The sequence below is a fragment of the Paenibacillus sp. sgz302115 genome, assembly GCF_056120445.1.
Genome location: NZ_JBVYOK010000026.1, coordinates 1 through 26,127 on the forward strand (window position 1 = coordinate 1; position 26,127 = coordinate 26,127).

General features: G+C 52.6%; 24 protein-coding genes and 1 pseudogene. 18 read left to right on the forward strand and 7 right to left on the reverse strand.

The genetic code is table 11. From position 1 onward, the window contains the following. The first annotated feature begins 396 nt into the window (after positions 1–396). Both AC0LWN_RS28620 and AC0LWN_RS28625 read left to right on the forward strand, forming a co-directional pair. Positions 397–960, forward strand: coding sequence for a GNAT family N-acetyltransferase (locus AC0LWN_RS28620; protein ID WP_474671393.1), 564 nt, complete (start codon positions 397–399; stop codon positions 958–960). 30 nt (positions 961–990) lie between these two features. Beyond that, positions 991–2,508, forward strand: coding sequence for an MDR family MFS transporter (locus AC0LWN_RS28625; RefSeq protein ID WP_474671395.1), 1,518 nt, complete (start codon positions 991–993; stop codon positions 2,506–2,508). A 129-nt stretch (positions 2,509–2,637) separates the two neighbouring features. On the opposite strand, the gene AC0LWN_RS28630 is transcribed toward AC0LWN_RS28625, so the two are convergent. Next, entirely contained in the window at positions 2,638–3,105 is a 468-nt protein-coding gene (locus AC0LWN_RS28630) for a MarR family winged helix-turn-helix transcriptional regulator (RefSeq protein ID WP_019913747.1), read from the reverse strand. Between the two features lie 337 nt (positions 3,106–3,442). Here AC0LWN_RS28630 and AC0LWN_RS28635 point away from each other — a divergent pair, with 337 nt between their 5' ends. The 3 genes from AC0LWN_RS28635 (at position 3,443) to AC0LWN_RS28645 (ending at position 6,877) form a co-directional block, all read left to right on the forward strand. Then, entirely contained in the window at positions 3,443–4,759 is a 1,317-nt protein-coding gene (locus tag AC0LWN_RS28635; RefSeq protein ID WP_474671397.1) for an MFS transporter, read from the forward strand. A gap of 97 nt (positions 4,760–4,856) precedes the next feature. Next, the gene (locus AC0LWN_RS28640; RefSeq protein ID WP_474671399.1) at positions 4,857–5,630 is read left to right on the forward strand and encodes an ABC transporter ATP-binding protein; all 774 of its coding nucleotides are present in this window, start codon (positions 4,857–4,859) and stop codon (positions 5,628–5,630) included. Beyond that, complete coding sequence (locus AC0LWN_RS28645; protein WP_474671401.1) at positions 5,609–6,877, forward strand: ABC transporter permease; 1,269 nt, start codon at positions 5,609–5,611, stop codon at positions 6,875–6,877. Before AC0LWN_RS28640 ends, AC0LWN_RS28645 begins: the two co-directional genes overlap by 22 nt. A gap of 89 nt (positions 6,878–6,966) precedes the next feature. Here AC0LWN_RS28645 and AC0LWN_RS28650 read toward each other — a convergent pair whose 3' ends face one another. Then, the gene (locus AC0LWN_RS28650; RefSeq protein WP_474671403.1) at positions 6,967–8,235 is read right to left on the reverse strand and encodes a BaiN/RdsA family NAD(P)/FAD-dependent oxidoreductase; all 1,269 of its coding nucleotides are present in this window, start codon (positions 8,233–8,235) and stop codon (positions 6,967–6,969) included. 174 nt (positions 8,236–8,409) lie between these two features. On the opposite strand from AC0LWN_RS28650, the gene AC0LWN_RS28655 reads away from it, so the two are divergent. The 3 genes from AC0LWN_RS28655 (at position 8,410) to nadE (ending at position 11,591) form a co-directional block, all read left to right on the forward strand. Next, a complete protein-coding gene (locus tag AC0LWN_RS28655) occupies positions 8,410–10,131 on the forward strand; it encodes a two-component system sensor histidine kinase NtrB (protein WP_474671405.1) in 1,722 nt (573 codons plus the stop codon). A 119-nt stretch (positions 10,132–10,250) separates the two neighbouring features. Beyond that, on the forward strand, positions 10,251–10,685 hold the full coding sequence (locus tag AC0LWN_RS28660; protein WP_474671407.1) for a BrxA/BrxB family bacilliredoxin: 435 nt from the start codon (positions 10,251–10,253) through the stop codon (positions 10,683–10,685). 96 nt (positions 10,686–10,781) lie between these two features. Continuing rightward, on the forward strand, positions 10,782–11,591 hold the full coding sequence (gene nadE / locus AC0LWN_RS28665; RefSeq protein ID WP_474671409.1) for an NAD(+) synthase: 810 nt from the start codon (positions 10,782–10,784) through the stop codon (positions 11,589–11,591). Between the two features lie 73 nt (positions 11,592–11,664). Here nadE and AC0LWN_RS28670 read toward each other — a convergent pair whose 3' ends face one another. After that, on the reverse strand, positions 11,665–12,483 hold the full coding sequence (locus AC0LWN_RS28670; protein ID WP_474671411.1) for an alpha/beta hydrolase family protein: 819 nt from the start codon (positions 12,481–12,483) through the stop codon (positions 11,665–11,667). Positions 12,484–12,728: 245 nt separating this feature from the next. On the opposite strand from AC0LWN_RS28670, the gene acpS reads away from it, so the two are divergent. From acpS to AC0LWN_RS28685, 3 genes are read left to right on the forward strand one after another with little or no spacing between them, the layout of a single operon-like run. Then, positions 12,729–13,121 carry a holo-ACP synthase gene (acpS, locus tag AC0LWN_RS28675; RefSeq protein ID WP_474671413.1) on the forward strand — a complete coding sequence of 131 codons (393 nt, stop codon included), beginning with the start codon at positions 12,729–12,731 and terminating at the stop codon, positions 13,119–13,121. Positions 13,122–13,138: 17 nt separating this feature from the next. Next, positions 13,139–14,413 (forward strand): A/G-specific adenine glycosylase, encoded by a 1,275-nt coding sequence (mutY, locus tag AC0LWN_RS28680; protein ID WP_474671415.1) that lies wholly within the window; start codon positions 13,139–13,141, stop codon positions 14,411–14,413. Positions 14,414–14,461: 48 nt separating this feature from the next. Continuing rightward, positions 14,462–14,686 carry a hypothetical protein gene (locus AC0LWN_RS28685; protein WP_474671417.1) on the forward strand — a complete coding sequence of 75 codons (225 nt, stop codon included), beginning with the start codon at positions 14,462–14,464 and terminating at the stop codon, positions 14,684–14,686. Between the two features lie 66 nt (positions 14,687–14,752). Here the strand turns inward: AC0LWN_RS28685 and AC0LWN_RS28690 are convergent, their stop codons facing one another. Further along, on the reverse strand, positions 14,753–15,361 hold the full coding sequence (locus AC0LWN_RS28690) for a superoxide dismutase (RefSeq protein ID WP_474671419.1): 609 nt from the start codon (positions 15,359–15,361) through the stop codon (positions 14,753–14,755). Between the two features lie 566 nt (positions 15,362–15,927). On the opposite strand from AC0LWN_RS28690, the gene AC0LWN_RS28695 reads away from it, so the two are divergent. The 7 genes and pseudogenes from AC0LWN_RS28695 (at position 15,928) to AC0LWN_RS28725 (ending at position 21,429) form a co-directional block, all read left to right on the forward strand. Further along, positions 15,928–16,347: a GNAT family N-acetyltransferase gene (locus tag AC0LWN_RS28695; RefSeq protein ID WP_474671421.1), complete on the forward strand. Its 420-nt coding sequence runs from the start codon at positions 15,928–15,930 to the stop codon at positions 16,345–16,347. Between the two features lie 225 nt (positions 16,348–16,572). Next, positions 16,573–17,190: a signal peptidase I gene (lepB, locus tag AC0LWN_RS28700; RefSeq protein ID WP_474671423.1), complete on the forward strand. Its 618-nt coding sequence runs from the start codon at positions 16,573–16,575 to the stop codon at positions 17,188–17,190. A 19-nt stretch (positions 17,191–17,209) separates the two neighbouring features. Then, a pseudogene (queG, locus tag AC0LWN_RS28705) lies at positions 17,210–18,980 on the forward strand (tRNA epoxyqueuosine(34) reductase QueG). Positions 18,981–19,102: 122 nt separating this feature from the next. Continuing rightward, complete coding sequence (locus AC0LWN_RS28710) at positions 19,103–19,354, forward strand: YneF family protein (protein ID WP_019913721.1); 252 nt, start codon at positions 19,103–19,105, stop codon at positions 19,352–19,354. A 49-nt stretch (positions 19,355–19,403) separates the two neighbouring features. Continuing rightward, positions 19,404–19,997, forward strand: a complete 594-nt coding sequence (folE, locus tag AC0LWN_RS28715; protein ID WP_458967493.1) for a GTP cyclohydrolase I FolE — start codon at positions 19,404–19,406, stop codon at positions 19,995–19,997. A gap of 312 nt (positions 19,998–20,309) precedes the next feature. Further along, the gene (locus AC0LWN_RS28720; protein WP_474671425.1) at positions 20,310–21,050 is read left to right on the forward strand and encodes a hypothetical protein; all 741 of its coding nucleotides are present in this window, start codon (positions 20,310–20,312) and stop codon (positions 21,048–21,050) included. 178 nt (positions 21,051–21,228) lie between these two features. Then, positions 21,229–21,429 carry a lysozyme inhibitor LprI family protein gene (locus tag AC0LWN_RS28725; protein ID WP_474671427.1) on the forward strand — a complete coding sequence of 67 codons (201 nt, stop codon included), beginning with the start codon at positions 21,229–21,231 and terminating at the stop codon, positions 21,427–21,429. A gap of 416 nt (positions 21,430–21,845) precedes the next feature. Here the strand turns inward: AC0LWN_RS28725 and AC0LWN_RS28730 are convergent, their stop codons facing one another. The 3 genes from AC0LWN_RS28730 to AC0LWN_RS28740 all read right to left on the reverse strand — a co-directional run bounded on the left by AC0LWN_RS28730 (position 21,846) and on the right by AC0LWN_RS28740 (position 26,030). Further along, a complete protein-coding gene (locus tag AC0LWN_RS28730; protein WP_474671429.1) occupies positions 21,846–22,967 on the reverse strand; it encodes a Fe-Mn family superoxide dismutase in 1,122 nt (373 codons plus the stop codon). Between the two features lie 81 nt (positions 22,968–23,048). Then, on the reverse strand, positions 23,049–25,259 hold the full coding sequence (locus AC0LWN_RS28735) for an amylo-alpha-1,6-glucosidase (protein ID WP_474671431.1): 2,211 nt from the start codon (positions 25,257–25,259) through the stop codon (positions 23,049–23,051). Positions 25,260–25,292: 33 nt separating this feature from the next. After that, positions 25,293–26,030, reverse strand: a complete 738-nt coding sequence (locus AC0LWN_RS28740) for a carbohydrate ABC transporter permease (RefSeq protein ID WP_474671433.1) — start codon at positions 26,028–26,030, stop codon at positions 25,293–25,295. Positions 26,031–26,127: the final 97 nt, after the last annotated feature.

Consider the following 26,127-nt stretch of genomic DNA (forward strand, 5'->3'; position numbering starts at 1 on the left):
TCCCAGAGAGTGCTTCTTTCACAATCTCGAGTCGGATTTCCTCATAGGCTTTTCTCTTCTTCATGAAACTCGCCTCCCTCTTCTTTCAGTGTAATAAATTGGGGGGCAACTCTCCAGTTTCATTAGGGGGCCTAGGAGGAAATGCCGTTGTTGGAGCAAGATGGGGTGGTAGGCCCAGAAATAACGGCAGAAATGCCGTTGTTGGAACGTGGAGGGTGAAGTGGAGAAATTCCAACTCAGTTACCTGGCAAATAGGGTGAACGCTTTCGAAGCCATTATTTCCTGAAACTTTGAGTACAGGGTTGAAAACAATCCGTAAGCAGTTGCCCCGGGGTTTTGCCGAAAAGCGCCAGATGCTGTGCCCGGATGATGGTATACTGATAAGATTGAAGGGGGATGAGTGCGTTGTACATATGTGGCGGGGTAATACCGGTCCTTACAGGACAGAGAGTGAAGCTGCGCGCGATGGCTGCTCAGGATGCAGCGGCGCTGTATGCGGTCTGGCGTCATCCCCTGGTTACCCCTTGGCTGGATGCACCGCCGCTCTCTTCACCGCAGGATGCAGAGGAGCTGATACGCCTCCTTGTGCAAATGGCGGCTGTGGAAGAGAGTCTGCGCTGGAGTATTGTCGGGCCGGAAGGTGAAGTGATCGGCAGTTGCGGTTATAACAGTTGGCAGCTCCAGGGAGCTTACCGGGGCGAGATCGGGTGCGAGCTGCTGCCGGCTTATTGGGGACAGGGCTATATGCGGGAGGCGCTTGCGCTTGCGCTGGCTTTTGGCTTCGGCACGATGGGCCTGAACCGGATTGAGGGGTTATGCCATCCTGACAATACCCGGGCCGAGGGGCTGTTCCGGGGACTCGGTTTTCAGCGGGAAGGCTTGCTGCGTGAGTACCGGCATACGGCGGCGGGTTTTCAGGACGTTGTTCTGTATGCCCTGCTGCGCAGCGGGCAGCTATGAAGTAAGGAAAGGATCAAGCAGAGAGAGGATATGGATTCATTGAACGCAATTGCAGGAACAGAACGCAAGCTTATATTGACAGGGGTGCTGCTGGCTACATTTCTAGCGGCGATTGAAGGGACCGTAACCGGACCGGCTGGACCTTCTATCGTCAGCGAGTTTCAAGGGATGCAGTGGCTGAGCTGGATATTTACGGCCTATCTGCTGGCGATGGCGGTTACAACGCCGATCTTCGGCAAGCTCAGCGACCTGATTGGCCGGAAGCCGGTGTTCATCGGCGGAACGGCTGTTTTTCTCATGGGCTCACTGCTGTGCGGTGTTTCGCAGAGTATGGAGCAGCTGATTATTTTTCGGGGCATTCAGGGAATTGGTGCTGGTGCGCTGATTCCGATGACCTTTACGATTATAGGAGATATTTACAGCATTAAGGAACGGGCCAAAACCCAGGGGCTGGTTAGCTCCGTATGGGGCATCTCCTCTCTGGTAGGCCCGCTGCTGGGCGGGTATGTGGTGGATTACCTGAGCTGGCGCTGGGTATTCGTATTTAATCTGCCTTTTGGGCTATTATCCATTGTCTTTATCACCCGCTTCCTGAAGGAAGAGAGAGTTAAGCGCAAGACAAAGATTGACGTGTTAGGGGGACTGCTGTTCGCGGCAGGCATGGGGGCACTGCTCTTCGGACTTACCGTAGGAGGCCAGAATCTGCCTTGGAACTCTCCGCTGCTGCTGCTCACACTCGCTGCCGCCGTCTGTCTGCTGGTCTTCTTCTGGTTTGTGGAGCGCCGCACTGAGGAGCCGATGCTTCCGCTTGGACTGTTCTCCATCCGCAATATCGCGGTGTCCACCGGGGCCAATCTGCTAGTGAGCACCCTGATTATTGGCTTAACCACATATGTGCCGCTTTGGGTACAAGGAGTGTTCGGAAAAAGCGCGGCCCTATCAGGACTGCTCTTGGCCCCGATGTCCGTAGGCTGGATGCTGGGCTCGATCGCCGGGGGAAGAATGATTTTGCGCTCCGGCTCACGGCGGACAACCATGCTTGGTCTGACTTTAATCGCAGTAGGGGCCATCGGCCTGACATTTATGACCGCGGAGTCTTCGCAACTACTGCTCCTGTGTCTGATGCTGTTCTGCGGCGTAGGCTTCGGTTATGCCTCCACCGTGTTCACGATTATCGCCCAGTCCTCGGTTGAGCACAACCAGCGCGGAGCTTCTACAGCACTTAATACCTTTACACGCTCGCTTGGACAGACAGTGGGGGTGGCGATTTTTGGCTCCTGGCTGAACCTGAGTATCGACAGGCAACTGGCCGAAGAGCCAGGTGCTGCTGCAGCCGGCACTGACATCAATCAACTGCTTCACCCGCATGAAGGTGCTGCATTGTCCGGCGAAGCCTGGAGCAGTCTGCGGGGCGCGCTGGAAGGCGGTCTGCATTCGCTTTTTATTGTGATGGCTGTGTTTGCTGTTCTATCGCTGGTGATATCCTCAGGGCTGCATAAAGGTCTGCCGTCGGTCATGGAGGAGAATAAGGCACTTAAGAAGGTTTAGCTCTCGTTGTTCGAATCATATTTCTGTGCAAAAAAAGCTGCACCACCCTGAACAGGATGTTGCAGCTTTTTGCAGCATATAGCCGATGATCTAATAAGTGAATAGATTCACAACCCCTGTTGACTTAAGCTACTTGCGGGGAAGAGGAGAGAGCTTCTCAGCCTGCAGGCCCATCTTCTTCAAAAGGGTAATCATTTGTTCCTTCTCTTCATCACTCAGTCCGCTGAACGCAAGATGCAGGCGCTCTGAATACTTCGGATACATTTCGTTCATCAGGCGTTCGCCCTCTGTAGTCAGCTCGGCAAAAATCACCCGCCGGTCGCTCGGACAAGGCTTGCGCTGCAGGTAGCCGCGTTCTTCCAGCTTGTCGATGACATAAGTAACGTTGCCGCTCTGCAGCAGCAGCTTGGCGCCGATCTGCTGGATAGGCTGTGGTCCTTTATAATAAAGAACCTCCATTACGGCAAAGGCTGTAGGATTGAAGCCTTCGATCTTGCTGCCGGTTACGGCGTGCTCATTAATGCTCTTGAAGGACTTGGCAAAAACCCGGTACAAATGCAGTGTCAGTTGAGTATCGCGTTCATAGGATTGTATCATGCTTCTCCACCTCTATTGTTAATCGTGAGGGTTGCCCCGCACGGTTTGGAATATAAACGTTATTGATATAATCTTACAATACGGCAAACAATGGACGAAGAACATGTGATTTGTCACAATGAGCACACTTTTAATTATTAAAAATCAAACAATTTTTCGACGGTGCATGAAAGTTGTGAAAATCCTTCTTTTTTTATCGTTATCCGCCTTGAGTTGGAGAGGATATTCAGCCTCTGGCGCAGCAGACAGTTACACCTGCGGGTCGATGAATATACCTTCAAATTTCCTTAAGATGGGTTACAGGAGATAACCAATCGAACGGGAGAGTGGACGAAGGATGAGTAAGTCTCAAGGTTATGAAGAAAAGACGGGTAAACTGACTGCGAACAAGCCGTTTATGCTGCTGATCTCAGCACAGCTTGTGTCGAACGTAGGGGATTGGCTGCATGTGCTGGCGCTGTTAACTATGGTTGGCTTGAAGTGGCAGGCTACACCTTGGGAGATTACGGCAGTATCGCTGTGTATGGCGGTGCCTATGCTGCTGGGCGGACCCTTTGCGGGGTATTTAAGCGATAAGATGGACCGCAAAGCAATCATGATCGGATCAGATCTTGTGCGTGCGGGAATCGTGGTTTGTCTGGTATTTGCCGGATCATTATGGCAGGTGTATATTCTGCTGCTGGCCAAGGGAGTTCTGGATGTGCTGTTCTCTCCGGCCAAAAGCGGCAAGCTCAAGGAGCTTGTACCTCCCGGACAAATGGATCAGGCTGTGGCGCTTAGCGCATCCATTGAGCAGCTTACGAAGATTGTCGGCCCGGCCCTTGGCGGCCTGCTCGTTGCGGCCTTCGGCATTTCCGCGTGTTATGTAATCGACTCGGCAAGTTATCTGGTGTCTGCGGTCATCCTGCTGGGACTGCCGCGAGTGGGGATGTTCAAGACAGAACGGGCAAGTGATAATGCAGAGAACCCGCAGGTGCGCAAATCATTCCGCAGTGAAGCGGGTGCCGGCTTGCGGCTGATTGCAAGTATGCCGGTAGTGCTCAGCGGAGTTGTGATGATTGTAGCGGTGCTTCTGGTGCTTCAAATTGCTGATTCCCAGACGATAACCCTGTTCCGGGAAATTCCTGGTGTGAGCGGCGATTTGCTGGGCTGGTGTGTAGCCGCCAGCGGCTTCGGCACACTGCTCGCGGCGGTGACATCAGGAAGGCTGGGGAGCAGTAAACGTCCGCTTGTCTTTATGGGTGCAGGCACTTTTCTTATGGGCTCGGTCTTTACCATTGCCGCACTGGTGACCGCTTACGGTCAGGCAGGCCTCTGGATGAACATCATTCTGTTCGGAACGTTTATTCTGGCAGGAATGGGCGGCGGCTTTGTTATCATTCCTTTTAATTCGCTGCTGCAGAACCGGACGCCGGAAGCCTACACAGGCCGGGTATTCGGAATCATTGGCAGCCTGACGAGCGCTGCGGTTATTCTTGGACCGGTAGCCGGGGGAGCCCTGGTTACAGCCTCAGGACCGGTTCCGGCTTTTATTGTCTCGGGGGTGCTTGCGGCCCTGCTCGGGGCCCTGCTGCTCTTCCTGCGGACCGGGATTGAGAACAGGGATGCGGCGGCTGCACGAACCTTGGCGGAACCGGCAGCAGATCTTTCCTAGCATAGGGCCGCTGAGGGTGATATGATCGGATTACTGGATTCTACTCAGTCCGGTAAGCGATATATACCAAAGCTATTAATGTAGGAGATGGAGCTGCATGGAAGAGACGGAAGCGCTGCAGGCACAGAAGCCTGAAGCAATCAAAGAAAGTGAAGAGGACAGCACAGAGCGTGACATCGTACTCGATGTCTTCATTGACCAGGCCGGTTACGAGGCTGGCGATGCAAGGATCTCCAACATCTCCTTTAAGGTGCGGCGGGGCCAGCTTCTGGGATTAATTGGACCGAACGGGGCCGGCAAAAGCACTACGATCAAGACGCTGCTCGGGCTGCTGAAGCATGCCAAAGCCAAGGTGAGCCTTGGCGGAGAGAACAAATCCTATGCTTACGTGCCGGAGCAGCCTGTCTTTTATGAGGATTTAACGCTGTGGGAGCATCTGGATCTGGCTGCCGCAGCTTATGGCTTGACTTATGAAGCCTTTGAGGCGACTGCCGGGAAGCTTCTGACCCAGTTCGGCATGGAGCATGTGCGCAACGATCTCCCGGCAGGCTTCTCCAAGGGCATGAAGCAAAAAATGATGCTAATGCTGGGCTTCCTGGTCCAGCCTGATGTCTACATCGTGGATGAGCCGTTCATCGGGCTTGACCCGCGCGCGACGAAGGACTTCCTGCGGCTGCTTGCGGCGGAGCGGGAGCGGGGAGCCGGGGTGCTGATGTCTACGCACGTACTGGATACGGCTGAGAAGATTTGCGACAGCTTCGTGCTGATCTCCGGCGGGAGAATGAGCGCCACGGGTACACTGGAAGAGATCCGCACTCAGGCGGGATTGCCGGAGGGGTCGTTGTTTGATTGCTTCGACGAGTTGACATGAGCAGGAATTCATTTGCTTTTCCTACGGCGCAAAGATTGTTTCGGCGGCGGCTGACCTCTCACTGGCGCGAGCAGTGGGCAATTATCCGCACTGCGGCAGACTGGACGGTGCTGCTGTATATTATTATTCCCGGGGGGCTGCTCGGCGGACGTTTTTATTACGGGTTATGGAATCATGATCTGCCCTCCTGGGTGACAGTTCTGCCCTTCATGATGCTTCCGGTCCTGCTGGCTATTATTGTGGCTACGGGAGGGATGGTTCTGCTTCTGCAAGAGGGCGATCTGCTGTTCCTCAGGCAGAGGGAGGGCTGGATCAGGACGATTATGCTGCGGGGGATGAGCTACAGTCTCATTGTTACAGCACTGAAAATGGCTGCTGTGTATGTTGTTTTGCTCCCCTTCACAATCCGGGGCTACGGAGTCAGCCCGGGAGCGGCCTGGGCCCTGCTCGCTATGACCATTGCGTGTAGCTGGTGCGTCAAGCTGCTGGGGCATATCGTCAAGGTCCAGCGTCAGGGGTTCCGCCGCTGGCTGTGGCTGATTCCGGCGGTGACCGTGCCCTGTGCCATCTATATCCGGGCTGCGCTGTACTGGAAGGACAGCCCGCTGCTTCTGCTGCTGACCACCGCCGTATTTGCGGCAGTGACGGCCTGGGCGATCCTCTACCGCTTGCGGCTGCGCGGCACGTTCATGAATGATGTGCGCGAGGACTACAAGCAGCGGATGAGGATCGCCGCGCTCATGCTGCGTAATGTTCTGGACAAGCCGCGCCCTACACGGCATAAGCCGTGGATCTTCCGCAAGTCGCAGCCGCTGCTGAAATCCAAGCTGCCGGAGAGCCGGTTCACGGCGGCGGCAATCAAAGCGCTGCTGCGGAATCCGGCGCATTTCAAGCTGTACCTGCAGTTTACGGGGGTGGGGCTGGTAGCGGTGCTCATCGTGCCTTCCGTGCTGAAGTGGCTCATCTTCGCGCTGCTGATCGCGTTAATGTCCTACTGGCTGTCTTCCTTCTGGCTGCTGTTCTCCGGGGATGATTATATCGGAATTCTGCCGTTTACCAAGCAGCAGAAGGCGGAGGCCGGCTCGAAGGCGCTGCCGATCATGCTGATGCCGTTTGCCCTGCTGTGCTCGGCGGCTGTCTGTCTGCCGCTGTATGGCTGGTGGGGGCTTGTGCTGTTTATCCCTATTGGCGGTGTGGCCGGATATTTAATCTCCTCCATGTTCAGTGCATTTCGTTTTGCCAAATAATTCTGAATTAAAAAAAGCCAGCCTCCGGTTGTATTGGAGGCTGGCTTCTTTACTATTATTATGAACCTGCACGAAGAACTGGCGGTTCCTTATTGATCCCGCTGCAATGCCGCATGTTTGCCTGCGGTATATCCTGTGGAGAAGGCGGCGGTAATATTGTAGCCTCCGGTATACCCATGAATATCGAGCACCTCGCCGCAAAAATAGAGCCCCTGCATCAGCTTCGATTCCATCGTTTTGGGATCAATCTCCTTCAGATTGACGCCCCCTCCGGTAACAAAAGCTTCTGCCAGGGAACGGGTGCCATGCACATGAACAGGCATCCGTTTCAGCAGAGCCGTTATCGCCTGTTGTCCACTTTTGGGCAGCTGATGGCCGGTGATGTCGCCGTTCAGCCCCGCTTTATCCAGCAGCAGCGGTATAAGGCGTTCCGGGAGCAGCCCCTTCAGCGAATTGCGGATCGCTTTCCTCTGCTCCAGCTCCAGCTTGTTCTGCAGCTCAGCCTCCACCTCCTGCAGATTGAGATCGGGGAACAGGTCGATAGACAGCTCCACGGTGTCTGTCCCGGATTTGCGCTGAACCTGGCGCAGAAATTGGCTGCAGCGCAGCGCAATTGGCCCGGACAGGCCAAAATGGGTGAAAATCATGTCGCCCCGGTGCGAGATCACCTTCTTGCCCTTGGGATTCCAGACCGTAAGCGTTACATCGCGCAGAGAGAGGCCTTGAAGCTCCCCCGACTTAATCCATTCCTCCCGTGAGACAATGGGGACTTCTGTTGGGAAAAGCTCGGTGATGGTGTGCCCTGCGGCAATGGCCCACGGGTATCCATCTCCTGTAGAGCCGGTCTGCGGCACAGATTTGCCGCCGGTGGCGATTACAACAGCGCCCGCGGTCAGCTTTTTCCCGGAGGATAAAAGAACGCCTTCCACCCGGCCGTCCCCGTACAGCACTTCCCGCACCGGACTATCCTTTATGATCTGCACACCAAGACTGCGAACCTTGCCTACGAGTGCGGAGACGACGCTTGAAGCTTTATCGGAGACGGGGAACATGCGGCCGTTGTCTTCTTCTTTTAGGGCAATGCCAAGCTCCTCGAAGAAATTGATAATATCAAGATTGTTGAAGTGATCAAACGCGCTGTACAAAAAACGGCCGTTGCCGGGAATATGGGCGATCAGCTCGGAGGTTTCCTTGACGTTGGTCACATTGCAGCGGCCGCCGCCGGATATCCCCAGCTTCCGTCCCAGCTTGGCCCCTTTATCCACCAGCAGAACGGCTGCTCCGCGCTCGGCTGCGGCGATACTGGCCATCAGGCCGGAGGGACCCCCTCCAATGATGATCACATCGTAATTGCTCATGAATATGCTCCTTTACATGTTAAGGCACTGTGAAAACCGGTGCTTCTCTAACCGCATCATACCATTCCGGCAGCGGATGGGCCAGGGCTGCGGGGGTGACGCTGTTTTACATTGTCAGGATAGCGCGGGTATGCTTTAATTTAAGAGAATAGGGTAATTTGTCCAATTTGAGGAGTGATTGCAATTATTTATGCTGTAAAGGATATTTTATTGCAAATCTCGGCTGCGTGCTCCTTTTTGTTCATGTTTCAGTGGTGGCTGGATCAGAGCCACATTGTCCGCAGGAAACACAGATTTCCGGACGACCAGTCATTTTTGATCATCTGCTGTGCGCTTAGCATTGTGTTCTGCATGGTTCTGTCCACTACTCTGTTTGGAGTCGTCTATCTGAATTTAGCGATTTTACCGGCCTATATCGGCATTCTATACGCAGGCTTCCGCTCGGGGATCAGCCTGGCTGGTTTTTTTCTGCTCTGTACGGCCTTATTCTCCGAGCCGCCCGGAATCACCAATCTGGTGCTGAATACAGGATTGCTCTTCTATCCGCTATTGTTCGCGATCGCCAAATCCTTTAAGAAGGGCACACTTATGGAGAAGATCGGCATGTTATGGAGTGTTCTGTTCCCGAGCATGCTGTTTATTGTGCTTGCGCCCAAAATGTACGACAGGAGGATATCAAATGCCTATACGAGTGAAATGCTTCTGTTAATCATATATTTCCTGGTCTCGGTTATCCTGGGAGGGGGCTTTGTATATTTTATAGAGACCGCCTGGGACAGGCTGCAAATCAAGGAACAATTGAAGGGAATCTCTGAGAAATTCGAACGTGAATCGGAAAAGCTGCAGCAGATCACCAATGCGGTGCCGCTTAATATTATGACACTTGATGATAACGGTTATGTGACAGACCTTAATGAATGTATGCTGAACCTGATCCGGTGCCACATTCCCCAGATCACCAGAGAAGCAATTATTGACCGGCCAGCCAGTCAGTTGATCGGCTATCAAATGGATGATACGATGCGGCGTTTCTCGGAGACCGCCAATAATAAACAACGGTGCAGTGAGAAGATTATTTATGATTCCAGGACCTATCATGTATTCTCTGCTCCTCTGCAGCATGGAATCGGGGGAGGACCAGGCGGAAGAGTGGTGATTGTCCAGGACCTGACGGATGAAGAGAAATTCCGCAGCGAGCTGGATAACGTGGAACGGCTAACCCTGGTCGGGCAGATGGCGGCTGGAATCACCCATGAAATCCGCAACCCGATGGCGGTTGTGCGCGGGTTTCTGCAGCTTATGCGGGAGAAAAGCCCCGGGGAGCTGGATTCGTATTATCAGATTGTAATGGAGGAGCTGGACCGGGCCAACGGAATCATCAATGATTTTCTATCATTGGCGCAGAGCCGGATTTCGGATAAAGAGACTGTGCAACTGCATCATATAATAGAAGAGCTTACTCCGCTTCTCTGGGCGGACGCCAATCTTCGCGGCCAAAGCGTGGAGCTGAGATTATGCCCGTCGCTGCCGCTGTTCCAGTTAAACAAAAGAGAAATTAAGCAGCTCATTCTCAATCTGGCCCGCAACGGCATGGAGGCGATGGAGGCCAAGGGGGTGCTGGTTCTGGAGACGCGGATAAGCGCTGACAGGGCAGAGCTGATTATACGGGATACAGGCAGCGGCATTCCCCAGAGTCAGCTTGAAAAGCTGTTTGTGCCTTTTTTTACAACAAAAAGCCAGGGGACGGGCCTCGGATTGCCGCTGTGCTTGAGCATCGCCGAACGGCATAATGGCACAATCACGGTGGACTCCAAGGAAGGGTCCGGCACGGCGTTTACCGTATCTTTGCCATACGGGCAGGAATACAGGATGGAAGCCGCAACTGCAAAGGAATAAAGACATGTGTACAGCCTTCACGTTATGCAGGACGGACGAGCCCTTTTTGTTTGCTTTCACAGAGTATGTATGTATAATAAAGTTAGTAAAATTTAATGGATTAAAGGAGAGTGCCAAGAATGTCCATGTCATTCAATCAATATATGAGAGACTCCATTCAGCCAATGCGTGATGATCTGACAAGCATCGGGTTTCAGGAGCTGTTGACTCCAGAAGAGGTGGAAGCCGCTCTTCCGAACGCCAAAGGAACTTCACTTGTTGTCATCAATTCCGTCTGCGGGTGTGCCGCCGGCCAATGCCGTCCCGGTGTAGCGCAGGCGCTGCAGAATGAAATCCTGCCGGATCACTTGTTCACCGTATTCGCCGGACAGGAGAAGGAAGCCACCGCGAAAGCGCGCGAGTACTTTGCTCCATATCCGCCTTCTTCGCCTTCCATCGCTCTAATGAAGGATGGGGAGCTCGTTCATTTCATTGAACGTCATGGGGTAGAAGACCGTTCGGCTGCTGAAATCGCCGCTGAGCTGAAGGATGTATTCAACCGTCTGTGCCAATAGAATAATACGGTATTATAGGTCTCGCAGGCAACCGGAAGTCCGGCGGTCTGCGGGATTTTTTGTTTTTGTTGAAGACGATGAAACGGGGTGTATCTGGTGAGTATGCAGGCAGAGATTATAGCCGCCCTTGGGGTAAAGCCGTCCATTACGGTGGAGGCGGAGGTGCGCAGACGTGTGGATTTCTTGAAAAAGTATGTGCTGGAAGCCGGGGCAAAAGGACTGCTGATCGCCATCAGCGGCGGGGTGGACAGCGCGGTGGCTGCAGGACTGTGCAAGCAGGCGACGGATGAGCTGACCGCCGGGGAAGGCAAGGAGTATATCACGCTTGGCGTCTTCCAGCCTTATGGCGTTCAGGAGGATATCGGGCACAGCTATGCGGTGGCTGAGGCTTTTAAGCTGGCCCATACGGTGGAGACCAATATTGAGGATACTGTTAACGAGATTGCGCTTGAGGTTGAGCACAGCCTGAAATCGCTGGGGCAATACCGTCATCTGACACATCAAGGCAAAGGCAATGTAAAAGCGAGAACCCGCATGGTGATGCAGTATGCGCTTGCCTTCGAGAACAATCTGCTGGTAGTAGGGACAGACCATGCTTCCGAAGCTATAACCGGATTCTATACCAAGTGGGGGGATGGTGCAGTGGATATTACGCCGTTAAGCTCCCTGAACAAACGTCAGGTGCGCCAGTTGGCTGAATTTCTTGGAGTGCCTGCGGATATTGTGACCAAAGCGCCGACGGCAGGCCTCTGGCCAGGACAGACGGATGAGACCGAGCTGGGCGTTACCTACGATGACAACAGTGATTATCTGGAGGGCAAGCCGGTAAACCCCAAAGTGGCGGAGAAGCTGGAAGGCTTCTACCGGAGAACCGCGCATAAGCGGAATGCGATTCCAGGCATCTAAGGGCTTGTGACAAAAGAACCGCCGGGGAAGCTATGATTCTTCGCAGACTTTGCGGCGGTTCTCTATGTGCCGGCTACCCGGCTAATGTGCGGCTGATGAACTCTTCGGTTGCGGATATCGCCTGCTCCAGTTGTGGAGTGGCTCCGGCAAAAGGATGGACGGTGCCGAAGGTGTGATTGCCGCCCGGTATTCTCACCCAGCCGATGTCCGGGCGGAGCTTGACTAGCTGCTCTGATCCGCGCTGCAGCTTCTCGCCGTCCTCGCTTCCCTGAACCAGAACAACCGGGAAGCTGGCATGCTTCATCCGCTCCAGTATATTGTACCGCTCTGCCTGCTGCTCCAGATCCTCCATGATCACGGCATCCAGTGGCATCTGCTGGCCTGTCCGTCCATTAAGCACATGCGTCCGGCCCTTTTCTCTCATTTCACGCTTCTGATCCTCCGTGAGCAAATCAAGATTGGTTACGCCGTTCCAGGAGATGACACCGAATATTTCATCCGGGTGGTCCAGGGCGTAAACCAGGCTGACGCCGCCCCCCAGACTGTGTCCCAGCAGGAATACTGGCAGACTTCCGAACTTGTGATGCTGGCTGAGATAGGAGAGCAGAATCTCCATATCCTTGATCTCGCGCTGGGCGGTATTGCGGGCGAACTTCTCCAGCTCGGTGAAATTCTGCAGGTCCTCGCCGATTCCGCCATGTGAGAAGTTGAAGCTGATCACCTCATGCTCACGGCTCAGCGCAGCGGCGATGTAAGGGAACATGCCCCAATCCTTAAAGCCCTTGTATCCGTGTGCAATAACAATAAGGCTTTTGGCTGCGCTTTGGGCAGGGAAATGGGAGCAGCGGAGAAACGCATCCTCGCCGGCAGGCAGTTCAAAATTACGGTTCATAGGGTAATCTCCCTTTTGTCAATTTTGAGAAGCGGGAACAGGCCCGCAATAGACTTTGGCGGTTTTTTCTTTTAAGATAGCAGAAAGAATGCGCTAAGACTATCATTTATAGCATTTACGAACCTTGTTTATTGGCTATCTTTGTAAAGAACAATCAGGAAGATCATACCATTACTATCCCCGTTAAGGATAGAAGGTATATTATAGCGGTTAACGACTGCACGTCCATGAGGAGCGTGGAATTTTTGATTTACGGAATCGGACATGATGTGCTGGAAATTCAGCGGATTGCAAATATAACGAGCCGGGGGCTCGGCTCCAAATTCATCTCCCGCATTCTTACGGAGCAGGAGCTTGTGCTGGCTGAGCGGCGGGGCGGTAACGCAGCGGAATTCATCGCCGGACGTTTCTCGGCCAAGGAAGCAGTGGTGAAGGCGCTTGGCTGCGGAATCGGAGCGGAGGTGGGGTTTCAGGATATCGAGATTCTGCCTGATGCGCACGGCAAGCCTGTAGCCGCACTCTCGGAACAGGCGTGGGCCCGGCTTCATTTGACGGAGCGGGAGTATACTATTCATCTTACAATTACACACAGCCGTGATCTGGCTTCGGCGTTTGCTGTGGTGGAACAAATAAATTAACGGCAAGGAGAAAAATGATGACAACGCATGAACAGCAGGAGCAAGCGCAGCAGGATGCCAAGTTGTTTTTCAGCCGCTATCTGCTGGAATGGTATCAGGGACAGAAACGGGATTTGCCATGGCGGCGCCACCGCAATCCATACTATATCTGGATTTCAGAAATCATGCTGCAGCAGACGAGAGTGGATACGGTTATTCCTTACTTCAACCGCTTTATTGAGCGTTTCCCTACGGTAGAGTCGCTTGCTGATGCGCCGGAGGAAGATGTACTGAAATGCTGGGAGGGGCTGGGCTACTATTCGCGCGCCCGGAACCTGCAGCATGCAGCAAGGCAGGTGAAGGAGCAATACGGCGGACAGGTCCCGGATGACCGCGATGCCGTATTTGGCCTCAAGGGGGTAGGCCCCTACACCGCAGGGGCCATTCTCAGCATTGCCTTCAACCGGCCTGAGCCTGCGGTGGACGGCAATGTCATGCGGGTGCTGTCCCGTTATTTCCTGATCGAGGACGATATCGCCAAGGGACCCACCCGCGTGAAAATGGAGCGCCTGGCGGCAGAGCTGATCCCGGAGGGAGAGGCTTCGCATTTCAACCAGGCGCTGATGGAGCTTGGCGCGCTGGTCTGCACGCCGAAATCACCGCGCTGCCTGCCCTGCCCGGTGATGAAGCACTGCGCCGCGCGGCTGGCGGGCTGCGAGACCTCGCTGCCCGTCAAGACCAAGGCCAAGCCGCCGCGCCCGGAGGAGCGGCTGGCGGCCCTGGTGGAGGGCCGCGGCGCACACGCGGGCCGGGTGCTCATCCGGCAGCGGCCATCCAGCGGGCTACTAGCCCGCATGTGGGAGCTGCCGCACTGGCCTGCGCCGCCTACGGAGGGCGGCGCGACCGGGGCGCTGCTGCCGGAGGCCGCAGCGCAGGACCGGCTGCGCCGGTCCTTGCGGCAGGCCGGGATTCTCGCCCGGCCTGAAGGGCACTGGATGGCTGCGGAGCATACATTCAGCCATATTGTGTGGACCCTGCAGGTCTACCGCTGCAGGGAAGAGGCCGCCAGCAGCCTGCCCCTGGCGGCGGAAGGGCGCGCGGCTTACAACGCGGAATCTGCCGATAACGGCAATATTCCGCCCGATTTGTTCGCCGCTGACAGCTCCATAGAGCTGTTCGCGGACGGAAGCGGGGACCCCGGGGACGGGGGAGCCATAAGGTGGATCAACCGTGAGGAAATGGCGAATTATGCGTTTCCGAACGTGTTTTTGAAGCTGCTGAACAGTTACTTTGACGAACAGGCTGCTACGTAGCTGGGATTTTCTTTTGTCGCAGATAAGGATGGAATCCGAAGGGCGACGGTGCGCTTCAACAACGGCAGAAATGCCGTTGTTGAAGCCCCGCTGGCCGATCCGCCCGGAAACAGCGGCAAAAATGCCGTTGTTGAAGCCCCGCTGGCCGATCCGCCCGGAAACAGCGGCAAAAATGCCGTTGTTGAAGCCCTGCTGGCCGATCCGCCCAGAAACAACGGTAAAAATGCCGTTGTTGAGTCCCCAGTGGCCGATCCGCCCGGATACAACGCCTAAATGCCATAAAAAAACAACCCCGACCTCCACTTACCGTGGATTTCGGGGTTGTTTTTGAACAGAGATTTATTTTGCGTTATCGTAGCGTTTGCCGACTTCTTCCCAGTTCACTACATTCCAGAAGGCTTTGATGTAGTCAGGGCGTTTGTTCTGATAGTTCAGGTAGTACGCATGCTCCCAAACATCCAGTCCAAGGATCGGAGTTGCGCCTTCGCTGATTGGGCTGTCCTGGTTCGGTGTGCTGGTAACCGCCAGCTTGCCGTCTTTAACCACGAGCCATGCCCAGCCGCTGCCGAAACGGGTAGTTGCCGCTGCAGCGAAATCTTCTTTGAATTTATCGAAGCCGCCGAGCTCGCTGTCAATTGCAGATGCCAGTGCGCCAGTTGGAGCGCCGCCGCCATTTGGTCCGATAACTTCCCAGAACAAAGTATGGTTGGCATGTCCGCCGCCATTGTTGCGAACGGCAGTGCGGATAGCTTCCGGTACAGCGTTCAGGTCTGTAAGTAGCTCGTCGATGCTCTTGTTTTGAAGTTCAGGTGCCTTTTCCAGAGCAGCGTTCAGGTTCGTCACGTATGTGTTGTGGTGTCTGTCATGGTGAATTTCCATCGTCAATGCGTCGATGTGCGGTTCAAGAGCGTTGTTCGGATAAGGAAGTGCCGGTAATTGAAATGCCATGGAAAAATCCCTCCTGAGTATATTGTATTTGTTTTGATATCCCTAATGGATCCTATAGGTTATTTACCCGATAAGATACTTTTATTAAACCGTATTTGGAACAATAATGCAACACTAAACAAACGAAAATGTTTAAAAACTGTGGATCAACCGGACCTGACTGTTAGTGTTAACGCTGTGTTAATGATATAGCACTCCGTCGCCGGACCGCGTTTACCTCTGGTTAATTTCCTGATTATGAAATTTGTGTAATCAAATCTAATGTAATCGCTTTATATTAAGCGCTTTCAAAAGAAAAATGATGATAACACAAGAAAAGTATGCTTTAATAGACTTAAAAGCAGGTATTCCTCGTTTTTTGGTGATTGAAGAAGCTGCTGACCTCCTTAACATTAGGTTAATACTTCTCTGATCATATGAAAAGCTTTTGGGAATGATGGATTCGCCGATTTCCTCGGGCTGGCGTCCATGTTGCTTTTCTTTGCTGTTTCCTCTACACACCGTCGTTACGGGAGCTTCCTTCTTTTTGTTAAATTCTAAGCCATAGAAAAGGGAGATTTTAAAGAATGCACGTTCGTTCCTTTCAATTAAGCGACGTTACCCCTGTAACTGAACTGCTGCAGACCGCATTATCGGAAGAATGTTTCGAGAGCACTATGGAACCTTTCTCCAGGCAGCTTTCATGGGATTCCGATCTCATTGTAGTTGCCGAAGATGAAGGAGAGATTGTTGGTGCGCTGATTGGTACGATTGAGAAGAATCACGGCTGTTATTTCCGCATTGCCGTCCATCCCGATTACCGCCGCAAAGGAGTCGGCAGAGGTCTTGTATCGGCGATGGAGCACAGATTCCAGGCGCGTAAGGTCAGCGGTATTTTTGTAGCCGTTGATGAGCATAATTCCTTTGCGCTGCCGCTGTATGAAGCAATGGGTTATGACGAGAACCACATCTTCAAATCCGTACGGAAGCTCAGCATTGTCGGATAACGATCTTCGATATCGGTACTGCGTAAGCGGAAACATTTACTAGAATAGAGAACTATAGCGACCTGTACGACTGCATGATTGCCCGAGTGATTGATGCCTAGGCGCGTACTTGCATAGTCTGTTTCATTATACTGAAGCATATCCACCGTCCATTGCAAATGGCTGGGAGATATGCTTTTCTATTGTTATGGATTAGAAATTCCAATTGAAGCTAGAGGGTGGCCTATGAACCGGGAGCTTGAAGGAAATTCCTTGCGGAGCCGCAAGCAAAGATACCGATCCGTTACACATCAGCGTCCCGGATTGCTGCCTGGAAAAGGCTGGATCGCGGAACTGCGGGATTGGATCATTACCGCCGCTATAGTATTTGCAATGATGTCGCTGCTTAACATTTATGTGTTCAATATCTCCACCGTTGTAGGCCGGTCCATGCAGCCGACGCTGCTGGAGGGCGAGAAGCTGATTATTAACAAAATAATTTTGGCGTTTGCCAGTCCCCATCGCGGGGATGTTGTTGTCCTGCACGACCCCAGCACCGGACCGGACCGCAAGGAATATCTGGTGAAACGGATCGTCGGGGTACCCGGAGACCGTGTCGAGGTGCGGGACCACAAGCTGTATGTGAACGGCAAGCTGGCTGACGAACCGTATGTGGATTCGGAAATAGAGGACTCGGATTTCTCTCCACTGACTGTGGAAGAGGGAACCTACTTTGTGATGGGCGACAACCGGCATGCCGGAGCCAGCAAGGACAGCAGGTATTTTGGCGCTGTTCCGCAGAACCGTATCGTCGGCAAGGCTGCTTATATCTGGTGGCCTTTTAACAAAATGAATGCATTATAAAGAGAAGGAGAAGGCGGAAATGAAAAATAACACCCAGGCACCTTACGCTCCCCCGCCTTCGAAGTGGGAAGATCTCAAAGCTGAAATTAAGGCGGCCGCACCGGCGCTCGGTATTGACGATATCGGATTTGCTACTGCGGAGCCGTTTTTATATTTGAAAAATATTCTTCAGGAGCACCGCGATAACGGCTATGAATCCGGTTTCGAGGAGCCTGATCTGGACAAGCGGACCATCCCCGCCTTGAAGTCTGGTGAGCAGCCGCAGTCTATCATCGCCATCGCCGTAGCTTATCCATCCAAAATGCAAGACCCGCCCAAGTCGGAGCCGGGTGCACGCCGGGGAATTCTGGCCCGGGCCTCCTGGGGCAAGGATTATCATCATGTGCTGCGGGAGGCACTGGCGAAGCTGGAAATGTTCATTCGGGAGCGGGTCCCGGGAGCGGAGCTGGACAGCATGGTTGATACTGGTGTGCTGGTAGACCGGGCGGTAGCTGAACGTGCGGGAATCGGCTTCAGCGGTAAAAATTGCAGCATCATCTCCCCGAAATGGGGCTCATGGATTTATCTGGGGGAGATGGTGACAAACATCCCGTTCCCGCCGGATGTCCCGGTGCAGGAGGGCTGCGGGGACTGCACGAAATGTATTGACGCTTGTCCGACCGGGGCGTTAGTAGGTCCTGGAGAGCTGAATGCCCAGGCCTGCATCTCCTACCTGACACAGACCAAAGGTTTCTTGAGCGAAGAGTATATGACCAAGATAGGCAACCGGCTGTACGGCTGCGATACCTGCCAGATCGTCTGCCCGCATAACCGCGGGAAGAATTGGAGCCACCGCCCGGAGCTGCTTCCTGATCCGGAGATTGTGAAGCCGCTGCTGCTGCCGATTCTTGAGCTCAGCAACCGCGAGTTCAAGGACCGGTTCGGCAGCAGCGCGGCAGCCTGGCGGGGCAAGAAGCCCATTCAGCGCAATGCGGTGATCGCGCTTGGCAATTTCAAGGAGGCCGGTGCTGTGCCGAAGCTGACTGAAATTGTGCTGCGGGAAACCCGGCCGGAAATGCGCGGAAGCGCAGCTTGGGCGCTTGGGCGCATCGGCGGAGCGGAGGCCCTGGAGGCGGTAGAGCAGGCGCTGCGGGGCGAAGAGGATGTCACGGTCCGGGAGATGCTGGAGCGGGCGCAGGATAAGCTGCGTAAGCAGGAGGAGGTATAGAGCGATGGGTAAGTCTACGGAAGACGCAGCGAATTCGGGGAGTACGGAAATTGCCGTCTATTATGACGAAATGGATTCTCCCATTGGCCCGCTGACGCTCTGCGCAACGGAGCTTGGCCTGTGCCTGATCAGGTTCGGGACATACGCGGAGACCGGGGCGGATATTAAGCAATGGCTCAAGCGGCAGATGGGACAGGCTGGGTTATATCAGGAGAAGGGAAAGCTGTCCGAGGCTGTGCGGCAGCTAACAGCCTATTTTGCCGGAGAACTGCGGGACTTCTCGCTGCCGCTTGATATGCGGGGGACCGAGTTTCAGCGGCAGGTGTGGGAGGCGCTACGTACAGTGGCCTACGGAGAGTCGGCCTCGTACAAGGATATCGCTGTGCTGATCGGCAATCCGCAGGCTGTGCGTGCAGTCGGCGGAGCCAATAACCGCAACCCTGTGGCTGTCATTGTACCGTGCCACAGGATCATCGGTGCGGGCGGCACACTCGTCGGGTATGCTGGCGGACTGGGGATCAAGAGCCGCTTGCTGGAGCTGGAGGCGGAACATGGCATGCCAGGCGGAGCCTACCTTTTTTAGTGTGGGAACACGCCCTCAAGATCGAAGGATTTGACAATTGCTGTCCAGTTCTTGAAATGCTATGATATATTCGCATGCCCACAGCGGTATTGCAGACAATAGAGCACAAAGGTGGACTTTAGATGAACATTGCATTGCCAATTATTACGCTTGTCGTAGGTCTGATCGGCGGATTCTTCATCGGTGTATATTATCTGCGCAGACAAATGACAACGATGCAGAATGATCCTGAAATGCTGCAAAAGGTCGCCAAGCAAATGGGTTATAACTTGAACGGAAAACAAATGCAGCGTGCCCAGCAGATGATGAAGAACAACAATCAGCCGGGCCGCGCTCCTGCGGCAAACAGAGGGCAGCGCCGTAAGGGAAAGTAACAGGCCCAAATAGATGAAATTAGATGCGGGTACGGAAGGGGGAGGCTTCATGGGGGGCGTCAATGAATACATCAACGGCAAGGTTGCTGCGAACCGTGAGCAAATCGAGTACCACGTTGAGAAAATATTGGAATTAATCGGTGAAGACACAGGCCGCGAAGGGCTGCTGGAAACACCGGCCAGAGTTACAAGAATGTACGAGGAGATCTTCGGCGGCTATTCGATAGATCCCCGTGAGGCGCTCGGCGTGACCTTTGATGAGTCTCATGAAGAGCTGGTCATTGTAAAAGATATCGTATATTACAGTCAATGCGAGCATCACATGGCTCCGTTCTTCGGTAAGGTGCACATCGGCTACGTTCCAAGCGGAAGAATTGCCGGACTCAGCAAGCTGGCCCGTCTCGTTGAGGCGGTGAGCCGGCGTCTGCAGGTGCAGGAACGCATCACGGCGCAAATCGCCGACATTATGACAGAGGTGCTGAACCCGCATGGTGTGATGGTCGTTGTGGAAGGGGAGCATCTGTGCATGTGCGCCCGCGGGGTGAAAAAGCCCGGCAGCAAGACCGTTACTATGGCAACGCGGGGGTCCTTCCGTGAGGACGCCGCTGCCCGGGCGGAGTTTCTGGCCTTAATCAAGGAATAGAAGATAGCATATACAAAAATCCCGTTCATCACGCAAAGTGACGGACGGGATTTTTATAAATATAAGGATTTATATGTTTCACACCATAAATCATCTTTCTATTTCTCGCTGAAACGGATACCTGAAGGCGATACAGAGCATTGCTGCTTCGGAAGCATAGGCTTCTTTTAAGGACGGCGAAGCCGTTTCTGCTTGCTGCCTGTGAGTTTCCTCTACTGGATGTCCAAAAAAATTTTACTAGAAATGAAACCTTTCTGCCCATATAATTTGTATTGTTATATGATTTACACATTCTGGGAGGGTTATTACATAATGAAGAAGTTTATAGCAGGGTTTGTTTCGGGGGCATTGATTTTTGGGGGGGCTTCCGCTTTTGCCGCATCGGGGCTGCTTGGACAGAAAGTGCAGGGAATATACACTGTCGTGAAGAACGGGGTTAAAGTAGCGGATGGAGCTGTCATTAATGGCGCTACCTACGTTCCGGTACGGGCGATCGCCGATGCGACCGGTACGAAATTAACCATTGAGGGAAAGAAAATAATTATCAACGGGTCCGGCGGTTCAACAACCACCGGACAGAATGCAGTCTCCCAGCAGCTCGCGGAGAACGAGGCGATTAAACAATTCACCGATGCCAACCCGTTAGAGGTTGTCCAGAAGAAGGGATTGGTCAAGGAGAATGGGACCACCGTCTTGTACGCCTATGACCGGGATGATACCTTTATTAAGGTATTTAACGATCAAGACAGCATGAAGGTGGCTCTAGCCCGGATGGAGGGTACCAGCTTACCGCCGCTTATTGCCGACGGTTGGCTTGATGCCAACTTCCTCGCAGAGATTTATGGGCGGGTGGAGCTGGACGATCAGGATTTGGTTGTAAAGACGGGACCGTTTAAAACAAAACAGGTAGAATATCACCGCTTCAGCTTGCCGGATGGATTTAATAATTCCAAGAACAGTGATATTGAAGTGGATGGTGTGAAAATAAAAACATGGGGAGGCGGCTTCTTCTTCAGTATTGCCGGTTTACAGAAGCTGGGTTTGCTAAAATAGAACGTTATACTACTGAAACCATGGGGAGACCTGCCCTTATGGCTTCAGTACATTATTTGGTCATTAATCCAAAAGGGCACTCTGAGCTAATCGGGGTGTCCTTTGCTTTTTCCGTTAATGTATTGATAGAGCGACTATCCGGCTTCAGATACAGCAATATTTAGCGAAACTGGATGCTGTGGAAACGGGGCTTAACGATCTGCAGAACCTAAAAGATGAAAGGACGACAGTGTCTATGACCAAGGCCGCGAATAAGGAGTATGAGCGCTGGGATCAGGAACTGAATGAGATTTATGCCGGGCTTAAGCAACAGCTCTCTGAGAGTGATATGGCTGAGCTCAAAGAGAAGCAGCTGGACTGGATAGCTACGTTGTGGTGAATCATGAAGGAGCCAGGGTATTTCGGGAAAAGTACGGCGAGGAAGCTGTACGTGTGTTTATATACGTGAATAAGAGTGATATCCAGCTAAGGCTGGAGCGAGAAGGCGCACCATTCGCCATCATAGATGAATACCTCGGAAATTATACGGAGTAAGTGGCCTACAAAAGAGAATCGGAGTTTTTACTGCAGAATATGGACCCTGAAGTCACGTTCCAGAAAATTAAGGAGTTAGTGCAGACGCAAATATAGGCCGCAGACTGGCGGAACAATAATCAGCGCATACAAAAAGACACCTTGAGGGGTGTCTTTCCTAGAGTGATGCGCCAGGCATATGCAATAAATCGGCGGTGGGAGCTTCTTTTTACGGCGTGCTTCACAGCTTGGGCAAGAAGATTAATGCCTATTCGCTGACGCTCAATAAGGCTGCCAGACAAGCTTGCGGGCGGAGGCATACCGTTCGGAGACATAAGGCCAGTTGACAACCTTCCACCAGTCCTTAATATAATCTGCGCGGTTATTCTGATGCTTGAGGTAATAGGCATGCTCCCATACATCCAGAGCGAGCAGCGGAACCACATCCCATTGCGACAGGTTCTGGTGCTTCTCTGCGGTCAGAATTTCCAGCCTGCGGCTGCGCGGACTCCAGACAAGAATGGCCCAGCCTCCGCCCTCGACCTTATTCGCCGCTTCGGTGAACTGCTCTTTGAAGGCATCATAGCTGCCGAAGCTGCGTTCAATGGCATCCATCAGCGCACCGGTCGGACGGCCTCCGCCCTGCGGGGACATGACGTTCCAGAAGATCGTATGCAGATAATGTCCGGCCCCGTTAAAAGCAAGCTCACGCTCCCAATGCTTCACAAGATCAAAATCCTTGGCTTTGCGGGCCTCGGCCAGCTTGGTCTCCGCCTTGTTCAGCCCGTCTACGTAGCTTTGATGATGCTTGTCATGATGAATGATCATCGTCTTCTCGTCGATGTACGGCTCCAGCGCATTGTAAGCGTAGGGAAGCGGCGGCAGAGTATGGCCCCCTATGGGTACAGAACCTTGTTCCCGTCTTTCCGCATCCGGGTCTGAACGCTCTCCGGTATCCTCGCGCATCCATCCGGTGGTGTGGCTGGCTATGGTCAAGCCGTTTAGCTTAACCAGGAAATATTCCGACTCCCGGATGATATGCAGCAGGACGGTCCCGGCCAGCGGTTGGGCCTTTACGGCTGCGCTTCCTTCCATCAGAGCATATAGCTGCCGGACGAACTCCTGGGACTGGGCGCAGGCGACATGCAGCAGCTGCTCTGTTTCGGCTGCCAGCGCCGGCTGGCCGGAGGTTGCCGGAGCCAGCCAAGCCGCCAGAAGCTGCTGTGCTGCCTGCTCCGTAGCCCCAAAGACGACGGCCCATTCATCCAGCAGTTTAACGTACGGCTCCTCCAACTGAGGAACAATGGCTTTGATTACAGCCGTATGCTCTTGCTCTTGTTTTTTCCAGAATACGATCTCTTCCAGAATACGTACTGGCATCAGCGGTCCGTATATATCCAGCATTGCATGCAGTCCTCCCGTCATAGATCTTTAACAGTTCATTCTATGTACGGGAACAGCAGTTTATGTTTTCGCATCGAATTCTTAGCGCTTCATAACAGGGTGATTCTCCAAATCCATCGGTTCTGCAAACTTAACATTCTTAAATACTTGATTTACATTCAATTGTTGTTCTACACGCAGCGGTAATGGGGACGCTGTAATCTCTTTGACAGTTGTGCCGGTTGCATCGCTTAGGGTAGCCGTCAATTCAAGTTCTGTCCGGGTAATTTTCAGCTCACAATCATTGTCCACTTCAATTTGCAGGAGCTTAAAAGGAGCTATATCAATAACTGCCGTGAGTCCGATTCCCTTAAACCCGTAAAGATACGTTTGTTCAGTTGCAGATGTAGCTTTACAGGTTATGTCAATGGTTCCATTTCCAATCTTTACGCGGGCCTGTAAATCTCCGATCTCCCCGGGAATCCGGGGCGCAAGCGTAAGCGCCTGATTAATCATATCCGGCCGGAACCCTAGAAAATACTGATACCACACACGTAACTGCTCAGCATTGGACCAGGCTTGCAGGTATGCTCCCGTAAGTTTGGCCCAGCTCTGGCCTTCCTGCGGATAAGCATCCATATTCTCGCTCAGTCCCCCGACTACTCCCAGGTTCAGCGCCTGCCGGTTCATATTCTTGAAAAGCTGATAAGCAGTTTCTGTCTGCCCGGCCTCGATCATACGCTGCATGGCTATGCCGTTTAACCAGAGCCACACCGTACCATTGTGGTAAGCTTCATCCTTATGGTAAAGGCTGGTTAAGTGAAATGGATGGAAAAACGGATGTTTTTGCTCTAGTGAAGCAACCCCCCATGGATACACGAGCTTTTCCCATGCTGTACGAATCACTTCACATTTGAAGGCATCGTCTTCAATCATGTCCAAGGCAAACAATTGGTTGGGCCGCAGTGAGAATTCCGGCTCATCCTCGGAGTTCAGCCGGTCAGCCAGATAGGGATGTGCCTGATCCCTGAAATCCTCGGCAAAGTTTCTTTTGAGTTTGTCAGCAATATTGCTCCATTTCTTCGCGCTGCCGCTGTCGCCCATGTACTCGGCAAAGTATACCCCGGCTCGGAGCTGGCCAAACCAAAGCGCTTGAATGTCATTGGCCCGGGTGTCTCTGGGAGAGTAGGACACCAGATTGGCATCCCGGGCATCCATCCAGGTTTCGTTATCATCGTGCATAAGGTAGCCTTTATCGTCCACCCAATGCTTAATAGAGCCTTCTATACTGTTTTGTACCGCCGGGTAAAGCTCTGTGATGATCGCCGTGTCACCCGAATATTTAACATAATCCTGTAATTGGATGATAAACCGCGGTGTCCCGTCAGTTGTATGATAGTCTACATTTTGTAAGGCAAGAATATTGGGCACCCTGCCGAAGTATTTGGAAGTAGCATCGGTGTTCTGAAATTTCGCAAAGGATAGCAGTATATTCTTGGCAGTTTCAAATTGCCCGGTCACCAGTACGGCTCCCGGAAGCGCAATAAATTGGTCTCTTCCCCAATATTCATTAAACCAGGGGAGGCCGGCATAGATCCCGTCGCCCTGCTGTCTGGTCACCAGTTGGTCCATCGTTATATTTAACCAATTCAATGACAAGGCGAGCGAATCACTGCTGCTGGCAATATACACCTTCTTCTGCAAAAAATCCTCCATACGTTTCATTCGCTCGTGCTTCATAGGGATGATGTCCCGTCTCGTCTCATGAATCATCTCTGCTGCTTCGGCAGCCGTTTTGCCTACGGCTATATAGAAGCCTCCGGCGTTGGCGTCGGAATAAACGATAGGGTTCTTAGCTTCCACCGGCTGGTTGCTTACTGCGCCTACAGCAATAACCCATCCGCCTTCTATTGACTTGAAAAAAGCGATGCCGTCACGCGGGTTCAGCGGGCTGAGCTGATCTCCCAATAATTCAATCCCAATGGTTGTTTGAGCACCGGAGAGAGTAATCTCCAGCACATTTTTGTAGTCAAACATCCACAGCTCTTCTGTCAGACTTCCATGCCTGCGCACCATTTTATAGGGGTACACATAGACTTCAGCTTCTTGATTATCCAGCTTCTGTTGATCTGCAATTAAAGTGTAACCGCTGAAAATTCTGCTTTTCGCGATGTTCAAGCCCGCAAAATAAGCATGCTCCACATGATTGTTGAGATGGGATTGAGTATAGTAATAAGCAGCCTCCTTATTCGTAAAGGAAACTCCACGATTCTCTTCGCGGGAAACGTTTATTTTCATTTCATCCAATTTCACTATTGCTTACCTCCTGAAATAAAATTTTATACGTTACTCCTTAACAGAACCCACCACGATTCCTGTAACAAAGTATTTTTGCATAAAAGGATAAATCAGGAGTAATGGCAATGTGGAAATAACAATTTTGGCAGCATTCAGCGTCCGGTTCGAAATCTTGGAATATTCTATGAGCTTTTGAGGATCAGTTATATTCTGAATGTCCACGCTAAGCTGCTGGATATAAGTCTGCAAAGGGTAATTCGATGTTTTATTGATATACACCAAAGCACTGAAGTAGTCATTCCAATGTCCGACAATCGTAAACAGCAATACAGTGGCAAGTGTAGGCAGCACCACAGGCACATATATCGTTGAGAGAATTCTCCACTGTGAAGCCCCGTCAATGGTTGCGGCCTCTTCCAGAGATTTCGGTACGGCGCGGAACGCATTCATCAGCAGAATGACATTGGCAATCGGCACTGCTCCCGGCAGAATCAAAGCCCAGATGGAATCCAGAAGATGAAGCCCTTTGACAACCATAAAGGTTGGAATGAGACCGCCGGAGAACAGCATGGCGAAAATTACAATATTCATATACACCTTCTGTGCCCGGAATTGCTTTGAGCTTTTGGATAACGGATAAGCAGCAAGAATCATCAGCACCATATTGACGATCAAACCAAGAACAACCCGTTCCACCGAGATCATAAAGGAGCGCCAGAACTGGGAGTCCGACAACAGCTTCTCATAGGAGCTTAACGTAAAATTAACCGGGAAAATACTTACCATGTTTGCGGAAGCCGCTGCGTTGTCACTGAACGAAATGGCAACCAGATTAATTAAAGGTATGAGGCAGGATAAAGTGAAGGTTAATACCAATATCCAG

What these genes read in the sequence shown, in the direction of transcription:
- mutY (WP_474671415.1), top strand. Translation starts at nt 13,139, where the DNA reads ATGACAACGCATGAACAGCAGGAGCAAGCGCAGCAGGATGCCAAGTTG.
- folE (WP_458967493.1), top strand. Translation starts at nt 19,404, where the DNA reads ATGGGGGGCGTCAATGAATACATCAACGGCAAGGTTGCTGCGAACCGT.
- AC0LWN_RS28730 (WP_474671429.1), bottom strand. Translation starts at nt 22,967, where the DNA reads ATGCTGGATATATACGGACCGCTGATGCCAGTACGTATTCTGGAAGAG.
- AC0LWN_RS28640 (WP_474671399.1), top strand. Translation starts at nt 4,857, where the DNA reads ATGGAAGAGACGGAAGCGCTGCAGGCACAGAAGCCTGAAGCAATCAAA.
- AC0LWN_RS28630 (WP_019913747.1), bottom strand. Translation starts at nt 3,105, where the DNA reads ATGATACAATCCTATGAACGCGATACTCAACTGACACTGCATTTGTAC.
- AC0LWN_RS28695 (WP_474671421.1), top strand. Translation starts at nt 15,928, where the DNA reads ATGCACGTTCGTTCCTTTCAATTAAGCGACGTTACCCCTGTAACTGAA.
- AC0LWN_RS28625 (WP_474671395.1), top strand. Translation starts at nt 991, where the DNA reads ATGGATTCATTGAACGCAATTGCAGGAACAGAACGCAAGCTTATATTG.
- AC0LWN_RS28690 (WP_474671419.1), bottom strand. Translation starts at nt 15,361, where the DNA reads ATGGCATTTCAATTACCGGCACTTCCTTATCCGAACAACGCTCTTGAA.
- AC0LWN_RS28650 (WP_474671403.1), bottom strand. Translation starts at nt 8,235, where the DNA reads ATGAGCAATTACGATGTGATCATCATTGGAGGGGGTCCCTCCGGCCTG.
- AC0LWN_RS28660 (WP_474671407.1), top strand. Translation starts at nt 10,251, where the DNA reads ATGTCCATGTCATTCAATCAATATATGAGAGACTCCATTCAGCCAATG.
- AC0LWN_RS28620 (WP_474671393.1), top strand. Translation starts at nt 397, where the DNA reads ATGAGTGCGTTGTACATATGTGGCGGGGTAATACCGGTCCTTACAGGA.
- AC0LWN_RS28670 (WP_474671411.1), bottom strand. Translation starts at nt 12,483, where the DNA reads ATGAACCGTAATTTTGAACTGCCTGCCGGCGAGGATGCGTTTCTCCGC.
- AC0LWN_RS28635 (WP_474671397.1), top strand. Translation starts at nt 3,443, where the DNA reads ATGAGTAAGTCTCAAGGTTATGAAGAAAAGACGGGTAAACTGACTGCG.
- AC0LWN_RS28740 (WP_474671433.1), bottom strand. Translation starts at nt 26,030, where the DNA reads ATGGTAAGTATTTTCCCGGTTAATTTTACGTTAAGCTCCTATGAGAAG.
- AC0LWN_RS28710 (WP_019913721.1), top strand. Translation starts at nt 19,103, where the DNA reads ATGAACATTGCATTGCCAATTATTACGCTTGTCGTAGGTCTGATCGGC.
- lepB (WP_474671423.1), top strand. Translation starts at nt 16,573, where the DNA reads ATGAACCGGGAGCTTGAAGGAAATTCCTTGCGGAGCCGCAAGCAAAGA.
- AC0LWN_RS28720 (WP_474671425.1), top strand. Translation starts at nt 20,310, where the DNA reads ATGAAGAAGTTTATAGCAGGGTTTGTTTCGGGGGCATTGATTTTTGGG.